Source organism: Neobacillus sp. NRS-1170 (assembly GCF_050468025.1).
Genome location: NZ_JBITPF010000021.1, coordinates 16,049 through 33,562, shown reverse-complemented (window position 1 = coordinate 33,562; position 17,514 = coordinate 16,049). Strand labels below are relative to the sequence as shown.

The following is a 17,514-nucleotide window of genomic DNA, read 5'->3' as shown; positions in this document are numbered from 1 at the left end:
GTATAAAGAAAAAGAGCTTTACAAAGTTCCTTTTACAAAAGGGAGTGTAATTGGTTGGATAATGCAGAAATTCCCGTGAAGATTAAAGTAAAAACGACGATTGACGGGCAGGAGAGCTTTGAGCTGCTTACTTTTGGCCAATACTTTCAAAAGGGAGAAGCAACCTTTTTAAAGTATGAGGAAGTGCAGGAAGAGGGCAGGGTAAGGACGATTGTGAAGGTGGCTGGCAATGAGGCCCTGATTTTGCGCGGCGGTGCGGTGAAGATGAGGCTGCCGTTTGAATTAAATCGAACACTGAGGGGCAGCTACGAAATGCCGTTTGGCACGTTTGAAACCCTAACACTGGCGAAACGGATTGAGCACACCGAGGGGCGGATTGACATCCTTTACGATTTTGCGATGGCTGCCGAGCATGCCGGTACATATCATTTAGAAATAACGTTTCAGGAGGAGCGGAAATGAATATAGTTGAACAAGTACAAAGTAAACTTAAGGAAGAGATACGCGCGGCGGTGCTGAAGGCAGGGCTTGCAGCTGAGGACCAGATTCCCGATGTCATTCTAGAGACACCGAAGGAGAAAGCGCACGGGGATTACTCGACAAATATGGCGATGCAGCTTGCCCGTGTGGCGAAAAAAGCGCCAAGGATGATTGCGGAAAGCTTGATTGAGCATTTCGACCGTTCGAAAGCTTCGATTGAAAAAATTGAATTGGCGGGGCCGGGCTTTATTAATTTTTATATGAATAATGCCTATTTAACGGACTTGATTCCGACGGTGCTTGAGGCTGGCGACAAGTACGGCGAAACGACGGTTGGCGGCCGCCAAAAAATCCAGGTCGAGTTTGTTTCCGCGAATCCGACTGGTGACCTGCACTTAGGACATGCCCGCGGTGCGGCGGTCGGCGATTCGCTTTGCAACATTTTGGACATGGCCGGATATGATGTTTCGCGTGAATATTATATTAATGATGCCGGCAACCAGATTAATAATCTGGCATTGTCCGTAGAGGCGCGTTATTTCCAGGCACTTGGAATGGATAAAGAAATGCCGGAGGACGGCTATCATGGGGCCGACATTATCGGCATCGGCAAGCGTCTAGCCGAGGAGTTTGGAGACAAATATGTTGGCGTTTCTGATGAGGAACGTTTTGAGTTTTTCCGCGAGTATGGCCTGAAGTATGAAATGGCGAAATTGAAGCGCGATTTAGAGGACTTCCGGGTTGGTTTTGATGTGTGGTACTCGGAAACCTCTCTTTACAAAAACGGCAAAATTGACGTGGCGCTTGAGGCGCTCAAGTCGAGCGGCTATATTTATGAGCAGGACGGCGCGACGTGGCTCCGTTCGACAGACTTAGGCGATGATAAGGACCGCGTGTTGATCAAGCAGGATGGTTCCTATACGTACTTGACACCGGATATTGCCTATCACAAGGACAAGATGGAGCGCGGCTTTGAAAAATTGATAAACATTTGGGGTGCGGACCACCATGGTTATATCCCTCGGATGAAAGCGGCGATTCAGGCGCTCGGGTATGACCGCGAGGCGTTAGAGGTCGAGATTATTCAGCTCGTTCACTTGTATAAAAATGGCGAGAAGATGAAAATGAGCAAACGGACAGGAAAAGCCGTCACAATGCGTGATTTGGTTGATGAGGTCGGCCTCGATGCGACCCGTTACTTCTTTGCGATGCGCAGCTCGGATACGCATCTTGATTTTGATTTGGATTTGGCGGTATCGCAGTCGAATGAAAATCCGGTTTATTATGCGCAGTATGCCCACGCGAGGATTTGCAGCATTTTGCGTGCCGGTGAAGAGCAGGGCATTAAGGTAGATACTGAGGCAGATTTTTCATTGGTAGGGTCTGAAAAGGAAATCGATTTGTTGAAAAAGCTGGGCGAGTTCCCTGCTGCTGTCGGGGAAGCTGCATTAAAGCGTGTGCCGCACCGCATCACGAATTATATTTTTGAATTAGCGTCCGCCTTCCACAGCTTTTACAATGCTGATAAGGTACTCGACCTCGAGCAGCCAGAACGCAGTAAGGCACGCCTCGCGCTTATAAAGGCCGTAAAGATTACGTTAAAAAATTCATTGGCATTGATCGGGGTTTCAGCGCCGGAAAAAATGTAACTGTTGGTGGCACTCTCATTGGATTGAGGGTGTCTTTTTTTGAGGTGACCGATAATTAGATAACTCCTTTTATTTTTCCAAAAAAGTGAATATCCTCCTTAAAAAAACAAATATTAATAGAGTATTTTAGCAAGTGAGGAGTGAACCGAACGCATGAATGTTGGAAGAGCGAAGGAAATTGCTGATTCGGCGGATATGATTAATGTGACCTATGAGGGAACGCAGGTCATCATCCAGCATGTGGATGAAACGACAAAAATGGCACGAATCTATTCACGGCAGGATCCGGAGAATGAACGAGAAGTCCCTGTTTTAAATCTGATTGAAGAGTAAAAGTCTCCGCTGCGACCCGGAGACTTTTTTATTGTGGGCAAGGAATCGCCCCGCTTTATTTCACTTCAATCGCCCCGCCGCTAACACGCTTAAACCCCCGTAGTTTACTTAAGTTCTCCACCAACATCAGGGCGGCCTGGTCCTTCGCTTTGGCCTCAATCATAAAATCAACATCCTGATTAAACTCTTTTAAAATCTTCAAAAACGGCATCACAAACTCAGGGTCCACGAAATCGGCATGGGAGCGGAATTCCTTCTCGGACTTAGGCAAGGAAATATGAATTTTTGGCACAATCGGTTTGTGCGACCAAGTTTGAAAAATCCGTGGCAGCAAGTCCACTAGCGGCACCTCGCATAGATTCGCCATATGGTGATGATAATCAAACACAAAGGGAATCCTTTCTTTTTCACAAACCGAAAGCGTCTCCTCAGCCGTATACGTTTTATCGTCATTTTCTAACGTCATCACTTGTTTAATAGGAGCGGGCAGCGTCGTTAAATTCTCATGAAACCGGGCCAGTGCCTGTTGTTTATCCCCATACGCCCCGCCAATATGGATATTAATCAGACCGACGTCTTCAAGGCCCATAGCCTCAAACATTTGATAATGGTACGTCATGTCTACGACAGCATTTTCGGTAATCTTCGCTTTCGGTGAGGTAAAAAGAGTAAATTGATTGGGATGAAAGCTGACCCGGAGCCGCTTCTTCTGGACAATCGAACCAATCTCCTGCCAATCGCTTCTGAACGGCGTAATAAAGTCCCAGCGTATTTCCGGGTGGGTGGCAAGCGGAACTATAGAGCTTGAAAAACGGTACAGCTCCAGCTCATGGGCAATATTGTAGTACAGCATCCGGAGGGTGTGGTTTAGGTTTTGCTTTGTCACCTCGAATAATTTTTCCTCGCGCTCCTCGACACCCATTTGCTGATACCTTGTAAAGGTGAGCGTCTTGGCAGGGGAGGCATCCCACAGGCTGATCGCATGAGCCACATAACCGAAACGAATTTTCATTTGCGATAACTCCATTCTTTTATAAAAAATAAGCAATCGCACAAGCAATGCTTTCTTTTACTTTCCTGAAAAAAGAGCCATGATTGAGGTCTGTTATTGACAACGGCTCGGAATCAGCGATGTCCTTTTTTAGAACCGCCCGCAAACGTTCAATAAAGGCGGGATCATATAGATAGCAGTTGATTTCTTTGTTTAAAAAGAAACTGCGTTGGTCGAAGTTGGCGGTGCCGATGTCACAGATTTTGTCATCGATGACGATCGTTTTGGCATGATAAAAACCATTTTTATACTGAAAAACCTCCGCCCCTTTATGAAGAAGCCTGCGTAAATAGCGGTACGAAGCTTCCTGAACAAGGATATGGTCAGAAGTATAAGGAACCACAACCGTAATGCTCACGCCGCGGCGTGCCGCCTCCAGCAGCTCGGCAAAAACCTTCCGGCTTGGAATAAAATAGGGCGTACCAATAATAATGGAACTGTCGGACTTACGAATCAAACGAATAAACCAATCCTCCAGCTGACCTGCTTCCGTCGGCACAAACTGGTGCCGGACCTCACCCTTCAGCAGCTCAGGAAAGTACTGCTCTGAGCGCTGCAAATCCTCCCCAGCATACTCCTTCCAATCCATTAAAAACTCACTCTGTAAAAAATCGACGCTCTCACCGGTTATTTTTAAATGATAATCCCGCCATGGACTCAGCTTGGGATCGCCATCAATATACTCCTCGCCAACATTAAACCCGCCAAGATAACCAATTTCCCCATCAATAATTGAAATTTTGCGGTGATTCCGAACCTGTGAGGAATAAAACAGAAAGGGAAGCTTAATCCGGTTGCTAAAGGCAAAATGTATGCCTGCTGCCCGCAAATCCTTTACGATCTTCTTCTTGATTTTCCAGCTGCCTAGCCGGTCAACGAGCAGCCGTACTTCCACCCCTTGGTTCGCTTTTTCTTTTAACAGCGAGAAGAATTGCTGGCCAAACGAATCGTCCTTCACAATATAAAACAAGACATGAATATGCTTTTTTGCCTGGCGGATTTCGGTGAAATAATCGAGGAACAGTTCCTTGCCGTGAGTGAAAATCTCAAAATTTCCATGAAGGATGGCCGTTTCGGTACTGCGGGATATAGAAAGATGCTTCCGTCGGCCTAATTTAAAATCTAAAACCATCCAAAGAATGATCAGCCCAATCAAAATAAGTGCAAATTGCATGTGGAATCGTTCCTCCAATCCGTTTTGTTAGTTTTTCCGAAGGCCATGATTTCTATAAGTCGAACGATTCTTTCAAAAAACTGGTTGACTGAATGCTCATTCATAATATAATAGAGTTAAATAGGATTCAGAAAATTATTTATTTTCTACAACTTACAAAACATACAACGAAAGGGGCGTTTTATGTGAATGGTTTTTTATGGCTTAACCTGATTGCATTCTTGGTTGTAACCGCTTACGCGATCAGCCTGTTCGTTTACGTTGTCAAAACGCGGATTGAATTCATCAAGCTTGGCAAAAAAGTCGAGTTTGACAACAATGTCAAAGAGCGTCTGCAAAAAATTTGGGTCAATGTTTTTGGACAGAAAAAGCTTTTAAAGGACAAAAAGAGTGGTGCCATCCACGTCATGTTCTTTTACGGCTTCATTCTCGTTCAATTCGGTGCGATTGACTTCATTTGGAAGGGACTGGCTCCAGGCTCACACCTGCCGCTAGGTCCACTATATGCAGGGTTTACATTTTTCCAAGAGATTGTCACTTTAATGATTTTAGTAGCAGTTATCTGGGCTTTCCACCGCCGCTATGTTGAAAAACTTGTTCGCTTGAAACGCAATTTTAAATCAGGCCTTGTCTTATTATTTATCGGCGGCTTGATGGTTTCTGTTTTAATCGGAAATGGCATGGGCATCATCTGGCACGGCGAAGAAACGTCTTGGACAGAGCCGGTCGCTTCGGTGATTTCGGTTATTTTTTCAGGCATTGGTGAAACCACCTCCATTGTGATCTTCTACATTGCCTGGTGGGCGCATCTTTTGTTCTTGTTAACCTTCTTAGTCTACGTACCTCAGTCCAAGCACGCGCACTTAATCGCAGGACCGGCGAACGTGTATTTTAACCGTTTAGAAAAACCAGGCAAGCTGAAAAAAGTTGATTTTGAAGATGAATCCCAAGAATCCTTCGGGGTTGGAAAAATTGAAGACTTCACGCAGCACCAAATGATCGATTTTTATGCCTGCGTAGAGTGCGGCCGCTGTACCAACATGTGTCCGGCTACCGGCACAGGCAAAATGCTGTCTCCAATGGATTTGATTGTGAAAATGCGTGACCATTTAACCTTCCACGGCGCCGCAGTAACGCAAAAGCAGCCATGGGTGCCAACCTTTGCTTTTAGCGGTACAAAAGGAAACCAAATTGCTTTGGCTGCGGGCGGACAAGGTGCACAAGAGTCAGCTGCAACACTTGCTTACAATCCAAGCCTGATTGGCGATGTCATTACCGAAGAAGAAATTTGGGCTTGTACAACATGCCGAAACTGTGAAGATCAATGTCCGGTTATGAACGAGCATGTTGATAAAATTATTGACCTTCGCCGTTATTTAGTTTTAACAGAAGGAAAAATGGATGCCGATGCACAGCGTGCGATGACCAATATCGAACGCCAGGGCAACCCTTGGGGCTTAAACCGTAAAGAGCGCGAAAACTGGCGCGAAGTCCGCGAGGATGTTCATATTCCAACCGTGAAAGAAATGAACAAGGCCGGCGAAGAGTTCGAATACCTTTTCTGGGTTGGTTCAATGGGCTCTTACGACAACCGCAGCCAAAAGATTGCCTTGTCATTTGCGAAGCTGTTGAACGAAGCAGGCGTGAAGTTTGCAATCTTAGGCAACAAAGAGAAAAACTCCGGCGATACACCGCGCCGTTTAGGTAACGAGTTCTTATTCCAGGACATGGCTGCAAAAAATATCGAGGAATTTGAAAAGGCAGAGGTTAAGAAGATCGTAACGATTGACCCGCATGCCTATAATATTTTCAAAAATGAATACCCTGACTTTGGATTAGAGGCAGAGGTTTATCACCATACGGAAGTTCTGTTTGAGCTTGTGAGGGATGGCCGTCTCGTACCGAAGAATGCGGTTAACGAAACTATTACGTTCCATGATTCTTGTTACTTAGGCCGTTACAATGACGTGTACGACGCCCCGCGTGAGATCCTGAAAGCCATTCCAGGTGTGAAGTTGGTGGAAATGGAGCGGAACCGCGAAAAAGGCATGTGCTGCGGCGCCGGCGGCGGTTTGATGTGGATGGAGGAAGAAACAGGAAACCGTATCAACGTAGCAAGAACGGAGCAGGCGCTTGCGGTCAATCCATCGGTTATCAGTTCGGGCTGTCCATACTGCTTAACGATGATTACTGACGGAACGAAAGCGAAGGAAGTGGAAGATAAAGTGTCCACTTATGATGTTGCCGAACTTTTAGAAAAAGCAGTCTGTGGTGAATTAAAAGCATCTTAAGAAGTTTTAACATGTTGATTGGAGCGGAAGGCACGAGACTCCTGCAGGAGTACGGGACAGGGGAGACCCCACAGGCGCTTAAGCGCCGAGGAGGCTCCCCGAACCGCCCTAAGGTGCGCGAAGTGCCTGGAGCGGAAATCAACATAGCTATTGAATATATAGTAGAGGTTGAGTATTTTCGTGAATTCATAAAATTTTAGGAATTTTGCGTAAAAATATTTCAACTTCTACTCTTTTTTATGTAAAATAGAATATAGAGTAAAACGCTTACATTTCCTTTTTTTAATCAACGCATTGATGCGTTAATTTTTTAATTTAACATCGAGCGAGCGTTCAGTCACTTTGTTGAAGGAGTATTTAATAAACATAAAAGGGAGAGTGTTTTGAATGGGGAAAACGGTTATTTTAAGCGGAGTTAGAACGCCATTTGGAAAATTCGCAGGATCCTTGAGCAGCTTCACGGCTTCAGAGCTTGGAGGAATCGCAGTAAAAGAAGCTTTAGTGCGTGCTGATGTGAAATCTGAAGAAGTTCAGGAAGTCATCCTTGGAACGGTTTTACAAGGAGGGCAGGGGCAAATACCTTCTCGTCAGGCGGCAAGACATGCCGGATTGCCGTGGGAAGTGAAAACAGAAACGATTAATAAGGTTTGCGCTTCTGGAATGCGGAGCGTGACTTTGGCAGACCAAATCATCCGCGCCGGCGATGAGGAAGTCATTATTGCAGGCGGCATGGAATCGATGAGCAATGCGCCTTATATTCTGCCAAAAGCAAGATGGGGACTGCGCATGGGCGACGCTGCCGTAAATGATTTAATGATTCATGATGGCTTGAGCTGCAGTTTTACTGGTGTTCACATGGGCACATACGGAAATTCGACGGCGGCGGAGATGGAGATCTCACGACAGTCTCAGGATGAGTGGGCATTGAGAAGCCATGAGCGGGCAGTTGCCGCAATCGAAAGCGGAAAATTTGCTGAAGAAATCGTTAAGGTGGAAGTGCCGCAGCGAAAAGGTGTACCGGTTGTGGTTGAGCATGATGAAGCACCCCGGAAGGATACTTCGCTTGAAAGGCTAACTAAGCTTGCTCCAGCGTTTAATTCAACAGGCACGATTACAGCGGGAAATGCGCCGGGAGTCAATGACGGTGCGGCTGCCCTCGTGCTAATGAGTGAAGAGCGGGCTGCGCGCGAAGGCCGTACAGCGGAAGCGGTCATTTTGGGGCATACGGCGATTGCCGTGGAAGCGAAGGACTTCCCGCAGACACCAGGCCTTGTCATCAATGAAATTTTACGAAAAACAGGCCGGAGCCTAGAAGAAATCGACTTATTTGAAATTAATGAAGCTTTTGCGGCGGTCGCATTAGCGAGCAGCCAAATTGTCGGTCTTGATCCAGAAAAGGTCAATGTTAACGGCGGTGCGGTTGCCCTTGGACATCCGATTGGGGCAAGCGGCGCACGCATTAATATCACGTTGATGCATGAATTGAAGCGCCGCGGCGGCGGAATCGGGATTGCAGCAATTTGCTCCGGCGGCGGCCAGGGCGATGCGGTGATGATTGAGGTGCCTAAGAGGTAATTTTACGGGTTGAATTTTCCCAAAATTGTCTAAATGGACAATGGGGCTTAATAAATAGACAAAGCACCCGAAAAAAATAGACAAAACCTATTAAAAAATAGACAAAGCACCAGAAAAAATAGACATAACAACGAAAAAAATAGACAAAACCATTTTTGAATAAAAAGCACGGGGCTGCGGCCCCCCATTTGGAGGGGAAAACATGAAGTTTTCTAAAGTAATGGTAATCGGAGCAGGACAAATGGGCTCCGGAATCGCTCAAGTATGCGCTCAAGCAGGCTACAATGTCGTATTAAATGATCTTAAATCTGAATTCGTTGAACGCGGATTAGGTATTATCAACAAAAATCTATCCCGCAACGTGGACAAAGGGCGAATGACAGATGAACAAAAGCAAGAAGTGCTGGCTAAACTCACAGTCTCAACTGACCTTCAGGATGCAGCCGAAGTGGATCTTGTCATTGAAGCAGCTGTTGAAAACATGGATATCAAGACGAAAATTTTCGCACAGTTAGATGAAATTGCTCCGGCACATACGATTTTAGCAAGCAATACTTCCTCGCTTCCGATTACGGAAATTGCAGCGGCAACAAAGCGTCCGGAAAAGGTCATCGGCATGCACTTCATGAATCCAGTGCCGGTGATGAAGTTGGTTGAAATTATTCGCGGGTTAGAGACAGCAGATGAAGTATACCAAGTGATTGAAGATATGACGAAAACGCTCGGCAAGGTGCCGGTTGAAGTCAATGATTTCCCAGGATTTATCTCCAACCGTATCCTTTTGCCAATGATCAATGAAGCGATTTATGCCCTGTACGAGGGTGTTGCTACAAAAGAAGCTATCGACGAAGTGATGAAACTCGGCATGAATCACCCGATGGGTCCTCTAACCTTGGCTGATTTTATCGGCTTAGATACATGCCTATACATTATGGAAACGCTTCAGGAGGGCCTTGGTGACGACAAATACCGTCCATGTCCGCTCCTTCGAAAATATGTAAAAGCAGGCTGGCTGGGCAAGAAAACCGGCCGAGGGTTTTACACATACGAATAGAGTAGGAGAATCGTGCTGCAGTTTTAACACGAACGAATAACAGATTAAAAAATAATTTAAGCCCAGTTCCATTCTATTTTTCGAAAAAGGGGATGCTTGATGATGAATACTGCCACTTTAGATTCTCCAAAAGGAGAAATCAGCATGAATCTAACATTCACAGAAGAACAAGAAATGATGCGAAAAATGGTCCGCGATTTTGCCGAAAACGAAATTGCTCCATTTATTGAAAAAATGGAAAAGGGTGAGTTTCCGCGCGAAATTCTTCGCAAAATGGGGGAACTGGGCCTAATGGGAATTCCTGTTCCAGAAACATACGGCGGCGCTGAGATGGATTTCACTTCCTATATCATTGCTATTAATGAGCTATCCAAAGTAAGCGCCACCATCGGCGTTATCCTATCCGTGCATACCTCCGTCGGTACAAATCCGATTCTTTACTTCGGAACCGAGGAACAGAAGCAAAAATATTTGCCAAAGATGGCATCTGGTGAGTATCTTGGGGCATTTTGCTTAACGGAAGCGAGCTCTGGGTCGGATGCTGCCAGCTTGAAATCGCGTGCGGTTCGAAGCGGCGATCATTATGTAATCAACGGCTCGAAGGTGTTTATCACAAATGGCGGCGAAGCCGATGTCTATATTGTGTTTGCGAAAACTAACCCGGAGTTAGGCAGCAAAGGTATTTCCGCGTTTATTGTGGAAAAGGGGACACCTGGCCTCGTAATCGGCAAGGATGAAAAGAAAATGGGCTTGCATGGCTCAAGAACGGTCCAGCTGACGTTTGAGGACATGAGGGTGCCGGCCGAGAACATTCTTGGTGCGGAAGGCGACGGCTTTAAAATCGCGATGGCCAACCTCGACGTCGGCCGCATCGGGATTGCCGCCCAGGCACTTGGAATCGCTGAGGCCGCACTGTCGGCCGCAACCGCCTATGCGATGGACCGCCAGCAGTTCGGCAAACCGATTGCTGCCCAGCAGGGGATTGGTTTTAAGCTGGCCGATATGGCAACTAGTGTGGAAGCTGCGAAACTATTAGTCTATCGTGCAGCTGATTTGCGTACGCGCGGTGTGAGGTGCGGTTTGGAAGCTTCGATGGCGAAGCTTTATGCATCGCGGACGGCGGTAGAGGTTGCGACCGAAGCCATCCAAGTATTCGGCGGCTATGGATATACAGAGGATTACCCGGTTGAACGGTATTTCCGCGATGCGAAAATTACGGAGATTTATGAGGGTACGAGTGAGATCCAGCGGATTGTGATTAGTAAGAATTTGTAGGTTTTTCAAAAAGATCCAACGAATGTTGATAACTTTCGAAAAGATGTAGTAAGCAGCTGAAAATATGCCGTAAGTAGCTGAAAATCTATCGTAAGTTCCGAAAAATTGGTAGTAAGTTTCTTGGAATTTAGCATTTTGTAGAATGTGGTCTCAAAATTGTAGAAACCAACCTGAATTTTAAAGAATACACACCAAAAATAGTAGAATTCAACCTTAGTTTTGTAGAATACCCACTAAAATTCGTAGAAAGTTTAAAGGAGGACTCTTTAAATGAACTTCAAATTATCCGAAGAACATGAAATGATTCGTAAAATGGTTCGTGATTTTGCGCGTAACGAGGTGGCGCCTACCGCTGCAGAACGTGATGAAGACGAACGCTTCGATCGTGAAATTTTTGACAAAATGGCGGAGCTTGGCTTAACAGGAATTCCGTGGCCGGAAGAGTACGGCGGCATCGGCAGCGACTACTTAGCATACTGCATCGCAGTAGAAGAGCTTTCCCGCGTTGACGCATCAGTAGGTGTAACTCTTTCTGCCCACACTTCACTTGCAGGCTGGCCGATTTACAAATTCGGCTCTGAAGAACAAAAGCAAACCTACCTACGACCAATGGCAGAAGGAAGCAAAATCGGCGCATACGGCTTAACTGAGCCAGGCAGCGGTTCCGATGCGGGCGGCATGAGAACGACAGCGCGTCTTGAGGGCGACCATTACGTTCTAAACGGCTCCAAAATTTTTATTACAAATGGCGGCATCGCGGACATCTATGTTGTATTTGCCTTAACCGATCCATCCAGCAGACAAAAAGGCACCACTGCGTTCATCGTTGAAAAAGATTTCCTAGGCTTCTCTGTAGGGAAAAAAGAAAAGAAGCTCGGCATTCGTTCATCACCAACAACTGAAATTATTTTCGAAGATTGCCGTGTTCCAGTTGCCAACCGTCTTGGCGAAGAGGGCGAAGGCTTCAAAATTGCGATGATGACGCTTGATGGCGGACGCAACGGCATCGCGGCGCAAGCGGTGGGAATTGCCCAAGGCGCTCTAGACGCTGCTGTCGACTATGCCAAAGAACGCCACCAGTTCGGCAAGCCAATCGCGGCCAACCAAGGCATCAGCTTCAAGCTTGCTGACATGGCAACAGGCATCGAAGCTTCAAGACTATTAACCTATCAAGCGGCATGGCTCGAGTCAAACGGACTTCCATACGGAAAAGAGTCGGCGATGTCGAAGCTTCTTGCAGGCGACACAGCGATGAAGGTAACAACAGAAGCCGTTCAAGTGTTTGGCGGCTACGGTTATACAAAGGATTATCCAGTTGAGAGATTCATGCGCGATGCAAAAATCACGCAAATTTACGAAGGCACTCAGGAAATCCAGCGCCTCGTTATTTCTAGAATGATCACTAAATAAGGTGGAAAAAGCGATGAAAAAGCGGGAGGTTCAGGCCTCGGTCAAGGATGAGCGCCTCGTTCAAAAGAGGCGCGATCAAATGATCAAAGGGGCCGTAGCACTTTTTAAACAAAAGGGGTTTCACCGGACGACGACAAGGGAAATTGCCAAAGCGGCCGGCTTCAGCATTGGGACGCTATATGAATACATCCGCACAAAGGAAGATGTGTTATATCTTGTCTGCGACAGCATCTATGACCATGTCAGCGAGCGCCTCGAGCAGGATTTGTCTGTGAAAAAAGGGACATTGGAGAGCTTAAAGCTCGGCATCGCAAACTTTTTTCATGTAATGGATGAAATGCAGTCCGAAGTGCTCGTCATGTACCAGGAAGTCAAATCGCTTTCAAAAGACGCTCTTCCATATGTGTTGAAAAAAGAAGAAGCCATGGTGGCCATGTTTGAAAACTTGCTTTCCCGCTGCATCGAGAACGGGGAGCTTGAGTTAACCGAACAGCAGGTCAAAATCATTGCCCATAATATTTTTGTCCAGGGGCAAATGTGGGGCTTCCGCCGCTGGGCATTACGAAAATTATTTACATTAGACGAATATATCGAGCTGCAAACCGAACAATTACTATCTGGATTGCGCAAATTCCAGCCGCAAAAAAAAGGCTGATTTTTAGGCTAGTAAAGGTTTGAAACTCTGTTGATTGGAGCGAAAATCAACAGCTAATTTTAAAAAAGGGGGAACCCAAGCGTGAAAACAACGAGTAAATACCAGCCGAAGCATCATATCCGTTTTGTCACAGCATCCAGTCTTTTTGACGGCCACGATGCTTCCATCAATATAATGCGTCGAATCCTCCAGTCAAGCGGGGCCGAGGTCATCCACCTAGGCCATAACCGCTCAGTTGAGGAGGTCGTGAACGCCGCGATTCAAGAGGACGCCCAAGGAATCGCGATTTCATCCTACCAAGGCGGACACGTCGAATATTTTAAATACATGTATGACTTATTAAAAGAAAAAGGCGCACCGCACATCCGTATATACGGGGGCGGTGGCGGCGTAATTATCCCTCGGGAAATAAATGAGCTCCATGAGTACGGAATTGCCTGGATTTTCTCACCTGAAGACGGCCGCACCCTCGGCCTTCAGGGCATGATTGACCGGATGATTGAGGATTGTGATTTTTCAACGGTCACAGACGATATCAGCGAGCAAATCGAAAAACTTCCTTCAGGGGATGTTAACGCTATTGCTAAGCTGATAACAGTGGCAGAGCTTCATGTCGATAAAAGGAACGAGGCGGCGGCTACGGCCGAAGAAGTGCTCGAACAAGTGAAGTCACTTGAGAAGGGGATTCCAGTAATTGGTATCACCGGAACGGGCGGTGCTGGAAAAAGTTCGTTAACCGACGAATTGATTCGCCGTTTTATCAACGAGCTGCCTGATAAAAAAGTGGCGATCCTTTCAGTTGACCCAACAAAGCAAAAAACAGGCGGTGCGCTTCTTGGCGACCGTATCCGCATGAATGCGATTTTTTCACCGAATGTATACATGCGCAGCCTTGCGACAAGACATTCGAAAAACGAGCTGTCCCTCGCCATTAAAGATGCTGTTGCCGTGACAAAAGCAGCGGGCTTTGACCTTGTCATCGTGGAAACAAGCGGGATTGGACAGGGCGATGCCGAAATCACAGAAATCTGTGATGTATCACTTTATGTAATGACTTCAGAATTCGGGGCACCGTCCCAGCTTGAAAAAATCGATATGATCGACTTCGCCGACCTGATCGTCATCAATAAATTCGAGCGCAAGGGTTCAGAGGACGCAAAGCGCCAGGTGCAAAAGCAATATCAGCGAAGCCATATGCTGTTTGAAAAAGACCCTTCAGAAATGCCAGTGTACGGAACGATTGCCAGCCAGTTCAATGATCATGGCACAAACGCTTTGTTTGCCGCGTTAATTGAAAAAATTAATGAAAAAATGGACACCGATTGGGTGACATCTTTTAATAAGAACGCCGTTGTGGAAAAGCAAAACGTGATTATTCCAACGGACCGCCGCTACTATTTACGTGAAATCTCGGAAACAGTGCGCGGCTATCATAAGAAGGCCGAAGAGCAGGCCAATATTGCCCGGAAATTATTCCAGCTTGAGGGTGCGATTGAAGCAGTCCAAGAGCCTGGAGTAATTGCGGCACTCGAAGCCGTCAAAGCGGAAACAGAAGCGAAATTAACCCCGGAATCGAAGAAAATCTTAGACAGTTGGGAAGATACCAAAAAAGCGTATTCCGGAGATAAATTTGTCACCAGAATCCGCGATAAAGAAATTATTACAATTTTAAAAACCAAGAGCTTATCAGGAATCGATATTCCAAAAGTAGCACTGCCAAAATTCAAGGATTACGGCGAAATTCTCCGCTGGGTCTATCAGGAAAACGTACCGGGTTCATTCCCATATACGGCAGGTGTTTTCCCTTTCAAGCGTGAAGGGGAAGATCCAAAACGCCAGTTTGCCGGAGAAGGCACACCGGAAAGAACGAACCGCCGTTTCCACTATTTATCGAAGGACGACGATGCGAAGCGCTTAAGTACAGCATTTGATTCCGTTACTTTATATGGCGAAGACCCTGACTACCGTCCTGATATTTACGGAAAAGTCGGCGAAAGCGGCGTCAGTGTTTGTACGTTGGACGACATGAAAAAGCTCTATGACGGCTTTGATCTTTGCCACCCATCGACTTCAGTTTCGATGACAATCAATGGACCGGCACCGATCATTTTAGCGATGTTCATGAATACAGCCATTGATCAGCAGGTGAAGCGGAAAGAAGCGGAGTTAGGCCGGGTGTTGACGGTGGAAGAATTCGCCGAAGTTCGCGCCTATACATTAAGGACTGTCCGCGGTACGGTGCAGGCCGACATTTTAAAAGAAGACCAAGGCCAGAACACCTGTATTTTTTCAACAGAGTTTGCCCTAAGAATGATGGGGGATATCCAGCAATATTTCATTGACCATCAGGTGCGCAACTACTATTCCGTTTCCATTTCCGGCTATCACATTGCTGAAGCGGGTGCGAATCCGATTTCGCAATTGGCCTTCACGCTGTCAAACGGCTTCACTTATGTCGAGTACTACCTAAGCCGCGGCATGAAAATTGATGACTTTGCGCCGAACTTATCATTCTTTTTCAGCAACGGTTTAGATCCCGAATATACCGTTATCGGCCGTGTGGCCCGCCGCATTTGGGCAACGGTGATGCGCGATAAATATGGTGCAAACGAACGGAGCCAAAAGTTGAAGTACCATGTTCAGACATCCGGCCGCTCGCTGCATGCTCAGGAGATCGACTTTAATGATATCCGCACCACCCTGCAGGCATTAATGGCGCTGCACGATAACTGTAATTCACTTCATACGAATGCCTATGATGAGGCGATTACGACGCCAACAGAGGAATCAGTAAGACGGGCAATGGCGATTCAAATGATCATTACAAATGAGCACGGCTTAACGAAAAATGAAAATCCGCTTCAGGGCTCGTTCATTGTGGAAGAGCTCACGGAACTTGTCGAAGAATCCGTTTTACAAGAATTTGAACGCTTGAATGACCGAGGCGGTGTGCTTGGTTCCATGGAGACCCAGTACCAGCGCGGTAAGATTCAAGATGAATCGATGTATTATGAAATGAAAAAGCATACCGGTGAACTGCCAATTATAGGCGTCAATACGTATTTGAATCCGAATCCTCCGTCCGAGGAAGACGTCAACAATATGGAATTGGCCCGTGCTACAACCGAGGAAAAGGAGCTGCAGATTCATAATTTGCGCGCGTTCCAGGAAAGACATAAAGAAGAAGCAGCGGCGGGGCTGAAACGCCTGAAGGAAGCGGCTGTCAATAATGGCAACATTTTTGCCGAACTGATGGAAACCGTCAAAGTGGCCAGCCTTGGCCAAATTACCCGCGCCCTTTACGAAGTCGGCGGGCAGTATCGAAGAAATATGTAAGTAATGTCGAGTGTCAGGCACCATGTGAGAATTTCACATGGTGCCTGACACCGTTGTTTTAAAAAAAAGATTTTTCTTATATAATCTAACTAGTGGACAAACTTTGAGGATCTTGGCAGGTGTGAACATGAAGCTACGTACGATAATCATTATTTTACTCATTTTTGCCTGGCCATTATATTATCTGTATGAGCGTCAGTTAGGCGCCGTCTCATTCCTGCTCTTAGCGATCTTCTTTCTAGTGATTTCGATTAAAGAATTAAAAAAATTCAACAAAAAGGATAACTAGCAGGAAAAAATCAAGGGATTGGTCAGCTAGAACTAGCATAAACGATAAGAATTTGTTTATAATGAAGAATATGCAAACTGGGAGAAATGCCCTTATCACTCTTTTTAGAGTGTTAAATAGAGAAAGGAAGTGCCAATATTGAGTTTAGCACAATACTCAAAAGAGGAATTACAAGAGTTATCCCTCATTGAAATGGCTTACGAATTTTTAAAAAATAGCAAGCAACCAATCTCCTTCAATGAATTGGTTAATGAAATTACACAGGCTGCTGAGCTTTCTGAATCAGAAGTTCGCACGCGGCTGGCACAATTTTATACTGACATGAATATAGATGGCCGTTTCCTCTCTTTAGGTGAAAACCGCTGGGGACTTCGTGTTTGGTATCCGGTTGATACAGCCGAAGAAGAAGTTGTGAACACAGTGAAGCCGAAGAAGAAAAAGGCGAAGAAAGTCGTCGATGAAGAGGATCTTGACGATTTCGATGAAGTTGATGATGAAGATTATGATGACGTCGATGAATTTGACGACGAAGATGATCTCCTTGATGATGACGATTCCTTCGATGAACTTGATGAGGTCGACGACGAGTTTGAAGATGACGATGATGATGTCATTGAAGACGACGAAGAATTCGAGCTTGACGACGAAGATGAGCTCGATGACGATGATGATGATGAAGCCGAATTAGACGAAGAAGAAGACGAAGACTTGTAATTTTTACCCGGGTATTCGGCTTGACTTTTTATCCATGCCCTTGTATTATCTTTTTTGGGCTCCTTAAAAAAGGACGATACATTATTTACTTACAATGCGCTCCCTTACCAATGCGTAAGCGGAGCGTTTTTTATTTGCAAAAACTCCGTTCGAATGGAGTTTTTTCGTTTGAAAATTTTTTGCAAAACTCCCATTAACAATCCGAATAATGTACAAACTGTATACGAG

At 45.9% G+C, this 17,514-nt stretch carries 15 protein-coding genes; 13 read left to right on the top strand and 2 right to left on the bottom strand.

Annotated elements, in window-relative coordinates; genetic code table 11:
* The first annotated feature begins 54 nt into the window (after window positions 1–54).
* From ACIFOT_RS08540 to ACIFOT_RS08530, 3 genes are all read left to right on the top strand, one after another.
* Window positions 55–462 (top strand): DUF1934 domain-containing protein, encoded by a 408-nt coding sequence (locus ACIFOT_RS08540; protein WP_430063894.1) that lies wholly within the window; start codon window positions 55–57, stop codon window positions 460–462.
* On the top strand, window positions 459–2,129 hold the full coding sequence (gene argS / locus ACIFOT_RS08535) for an arginine--tRNA ligase (RefSeq protein ID WP_430063893.1): 1,671 nt from the start codon (window positions 459–461) through the stop codon (window positions 2,127–2,129). Before ACIFOT_RS08540 ends, argS begins: the two co-directional genes overlap by 4 nt.
* Window positions 2,130–2,282: 153 nt before the next feature.
* Window positions 2,283–2,462, top strand: coding sequence for an H-type small acid-soluble spore protein (locus ACIFOT_RS08530; RefSeq protein ID WP_430063892.1), 180 nt, complete (start codon window positions 2,283–2,285; stop codon window positions 2,460–2,462).
* A 55-nt stretch (window positions 2,463–2,517) separates the two neighbouring features.
* Here the strand turns inward: ACIFOT_RS08530 and uvsE are convergent, their stop codons facing one another.
* Together uvsE and cls are read right to left on the bottom strand one after the other, a co-directional pair.
* A complete protein-coding gene (gene uvsE / locus ACIFOT_RS08525) occupies window positions 2,518–3,474 on the bottom strand; it encodes a UV DNA damage repair endonuclease UvsE (RefSeq protein ID WP_430064021.1) in 957 nt (318 codons plus the stop codon).
* A 19-nt stretch (window positions 3,475–3,493) separates the two neighbouring features.
* Entirely contained in the window at window positions 3,494–4,687 is a 1,194-nt protein-coding gene (gene cls, locus ACIFOT_RS08520) for a cardiolipin synthase (protein ID WP_430063891.1), read from the bottom strand.
* A gap of 185 nt (window positions 4,688–4,872) precedes the next feature.
* Between cls and ACIFOT_RS08515 the strand changes: the two genes are divergently transcribed.
* From ACIFOT_RS08515 to rpoE, 10 genes are all read left to right on the top strand, one after another.
* On the top strand, window positions 4,873–6,978 hold the full coding sequence (locus ACIFOT_RS08515; RefSeq protein ID WP_430063890.1) for a 4Fe-4S dicluster domain-containing protein: 2,106 nt from the start codon (window positions 4,873–4,875) through the stop codon (window positions 6,976–6,978).
* Window positions 6,979–6,989: 11 nt separating this feature from the next.
* The gene (locus tag ACIFOT_RS08510) at window positions 6,990–7,178 is read left to right on the top strand and encodes a hypothetical protein (RefSeq protein WP_430063889.1); all 189 of its coding nucleotides are present in this window, start codon (window positions 6,990–6,992) and stop codon (window positions 7,176–7,178) included.
* Between the two features lie 187 nt (window positions 7,179–7,365).
* A complete protein-coding gene (locus ACIFOT_RS08505) occupies window positions 7,366–8,553 on the top strand; it encodes an acetyl-CoA C-acetyltransferase (RefSeq protein ID WP_430063888.1) in 1,188 nt (395 codons plus the stop codon).
* Window positions 8,554–8,755: 202 nt separating this feature from the next.
* Window positions 8,756–9,607 carry a 3-hydroxybutyryl-CoA dehydrogenase gene (locus ACIFOT_RS08500; protein WP_430063887.1) on the top strand — a complete coding sequence of 284 codons (852 nt, stop codon included), beginning with the start codon at window positions 8,756–8,758 and terminating at the stop codon, window positions 9,605–9,607.
* Window positions 9,608–9,751: 144 nt separating this feature from the next.
* Window positions 9,752–10,882, top strand: coding sequence for an acyl-CoA dehydrogenase (locus ACIFOT_RS08495; RefSeq protein ID WP_430064020.1), 1,131 nt, complete (start codon window positions 9,752–9,754; stop codon window positions 10,880–10,882).
* A gap of 270 nt (window positions 10,883–11,152) precedes the next feature.
* Window positions 11,153–12,292 carry an acyl-CoA dehydrogenase gene (locus tag ACIFOT_RS08490; RefSeq protein WP_430063886.1) on the top strand — a complete coding sequence of 380 codons (1,140 nt, stop codon included), beginning with the start codon at window positions 11,153–11,155 and terminating at the stop codon, window positions 12,290–12,292.
* A gap of 13 nt (window positions 12,293–12,305) precedes the next feature.
* Window positions 12,306–12,947: a TetR/AcrR family transcriptional regulator gene (locus ACIFOT_RS08485; RefSeq protein ID WP_430063885.1), complete on the top strand. Its 642-nt coding sequence runs from the start codon at window positions 12,306–12,308 to the stop codon at window positions 12,945–12,947.
* A gap of 81 nt (window positions 12,948–13,028) precedes the next feature.
* Window positions 13,029–16,283 carry a fused isobutyryl-CoA mutase/GTPase IcmF gene (gene icmF, locus ACIFOT_RS08480; protein ID WP_430063884.1) on the top strand — a complete coding sequence of 1,085 codons (3,255 nt, stop codon included), beginning with the start codon at window positions 13,029–13,031 and terminating at the stop codon, window positions 16,281–16,283.
* A gap of 127 nt (window positions 16,284–16,410) precedes the next feature.
* The gene (locus tag ACIFOT_RS08475; RefSeq protein ID WP_430063883.1) at window positions 16,411–16,572 is read left to right on the top strand and encodes a hypothetical protein; all 162 of its coding nucleotides are present in this window, start codon (window positions 16,411–16,413) and stop codon (window positions 16,570–16,572) included.
* 138 nt (window positions 16,573–16,710) lie between these two features.
* A complete protein-coding gene (gene rpoE, locus ACIFOT_RS08470; protein WP_430063882.1) occupies window positions 16,711–17,286 on the top strand; it encodes a DNA-directed RNA polymerase subunit delta in 576 nt (191 codons plus the stop codon).
* The last annotated feature ends 228 nt before the right edge of the window (window positions 17,287–17,514 follow it).